The organism is Azospirillum sp. B506, assembly GCF_000333595.1.
In the GTDB taxonomy this organism is placed as follows: Bacteria; Pseudomonadota; Alphaproteobacteria; order Azospirillales; family Azospirillaceae; genus Azospirillum.
Map to the genome: position 1 here is coordinate 1 of NZ_BADK01000307.1, position 1,876 is coordinate 1,876.

Sequence of the window (1,876 nt, forward strand, 5' to 3'; positions counted from 1 at the left end):
CAGCAGACCGTACTCGTGCAGGCGAGGCAGCCACTGGGCGTCGCTCACGTCGGTTTTGCGCCCGGGACGTGTTTGGCATCGCGGGCGTTGACCAGCACGACCTCGAAGCCGCGCTGCTCGAGGATCTCGAACATGGGGACCCAGTAGACGCTGGTGGATTCCATGGCCACGGTGCGAACGCCGCAGCGTTCGAACCAATCGGCGAGACGGTGCAGGTCGCCGGTGAAGGTGCCGAACGAGCGCACCGGTTCGGGGTCGCAGTCGGGCGGCACGGCGGCCATGTGCATGGTGGCGCCGATGTCGATCGCCGCCGCATGGGGATGGATCGGGGCCATATCCCGCGCCTTGCGGGACCGCTTCGTTCGCGCCATCGTGCGTCCTCCTGCTCGTCGGGCCAAGGAGGGGCTGGGGCATGCGAAGTCATCAATTTCCCAACCGGGATCACCGCGCGGGTGTCACCACTCTCAAGTCCGCACCGCCCCATGGGCCACGTTTTTTGACGGGGTCTTACGCCTCCAAAAACCAGACGGCCGCTCCCCTCCGCTGCCCATCATAGCGCGGCCCGTTTCTCCACCCGCAGGCGGACCGAAGGCCCGCGATCGTTTTTTAAAATGTCGCGTTCCTGCCGGGTGCGCTCCAGCTCGCGTCGCAGCCGCGCGATCTCCGCCGTCTGCTCGTCCGGCTTGGCCGGAATGGCGGTGCCGGATACGGCAGGGGCGCCAGACCGTGAGCGCGGCGGGTGCCCTTGGGCTACCCGCCGCCAGTTCCGCAGCACCGAGGCCTGGAGGCCCAACTCCCGCGCCACATGCTCCAGTGGCCGGCCGCTCCCTTCCAGAAGGGCAACGGCCTCACGCTTGAACTCGTCCGTGAAGGATCGCCTCGTCTTCGTCATCAGATACCTTCCCGCTCCACTCGGAGCTTAGCTGTGGTGTCCACCGAAGCAGGGCAAGATCACAAACAGAGTGTACAACGTGCCGAACGGGATGCCGGTGAGCTGCCCGATGGCGCGCCATTGCATGCCGCAGAAGCATACGCACCAAATCGCCATAATCGCCTTGCGCAGCGCCGCTCCGGTTAGAGGCGCTTTGGGCCCGGTGCGGGCTGGACGGGTGCCGTCACTCGCCATCGCCGTCAGCTCAAACAGCACCTCCTCGACAAAGGCATCGACATCCGAGAACGCGTCCCAGGAGGCTGGGGTGGTGCTTGCGGGACGAGTGGCAGTGCCCATAGAATGCGGGTCCAAGCGGTGACATCGAGGGTGGCAGACCTACCAGAGCAAGCCCCTGCCGCAACACCCTTGCTCAGCTTAAAGTAGCATCCCGGCTAAAGCCGGATGGGACGCGCCCGCTGCGAACAGGTTCTAAGGAGACGATTGTGCGGGAGTAGAGCGGCAGATCATGTTGAAAGCGCACTCCATGTCACCGGCGAGGGGGCGATCGTCGGCGTAGGGGCCGACAACGCTCCTCACCGCCTGGTAGACCGCGTCGGTCCCCTGCGCCCGCCCTCCGTCCTCCGGCCGCAAGTCATAGGCCTGGGCCGCTGCCAGCAACTCGATCGCCAGGATCCGTTCGGTGTTTTCGAGGATGCCCAACAGCTTCAAGGCGGCTGGGGTCGCGTGGCTGATGTCGTCCTCCTGAAGCGCCGAGGTGATGCCGCCGTCAAGGCTGGCCGGACCGGCCAGCCGCCGGTTTTCGGCCACCAGGGATACTGCGGTGTATTGGGCGATCATGAAACCGGAACAGACGCCGCTGTCCGCCGCCAGGAAGGCCGGCAGACCGCTGACCAGCGGATTCACCAAACGGTCCAGGCGCCGTTCGGCCATCATCCCAACCGGGCAATGGACGTTCCCAGACTGTCCAGGGCCAGCCCCAACGCG

4 protein-coding genes are annotated in these 1,876 nt (G+C 66.0%); all 4 read right to left on the reverse strand.

What is annotated here, in order from left to right; all coding sequences use genetic code 11:
• Positions 1-44: 44 nt before the first annotated feature.
• Positions 45-371: a transposase gene (locus I71_RS09475; RefSeq protein WP_042694240.1), complete on the reverse strand. Its 327-nt coding sequence runs from the start codon at positions 369-371 to the stop codon at positions 45-47.
• Positions 372-550: 179 nt separating this feature from the next.
• Entirely contained in the window at positions 551-892 is a 342-nt protein-coding gene (locus I71_RS09480; protein ID WP_042694242.1) for a transposase, read from the reverse strand.
• A gap of 27 nt (positions 893-919) precedes the next feature.
• Entirely contained in the window at positions 920-1,228 is a 309-nt protein-coding gene (locus I71_RS09485; protein WP_042694245.1) for a hypothetical protein, read from the reverse strand.
• 132 nt (positions 1,229-1,360) lie between these two features.
• On the reverse strand, positions 1,361-1,876 hold a 516-nt coding region (locus I71_RS09490), incomplete at its 5' end, for an aromatic amino acid lyase (protein ID WP_199902144.1).

Coding starts and splice junctions, on each gene's coding strand:
- I71_RS09485 (WP_042694245.1), bottom strand. CDS start 1,228: ATGGGCACTGCCACTCGTCCCGCAAGCACCACCCCAGCCTCCTGGGAC.
- I71_RS09480 (WP_042694242.1), bottom strand. CDS start 892: ATGACGAAGACGAGGCGATCCTTCACGGACGAGTTCAAGCGTGAGGCC.
- I71_RS09475 (WP_042694240.1), bottom strand. CDS start 371: ATGGCGCGAACGAAGCGGTCCCGCAAGGCGCGGGATATGGCCCCGATC.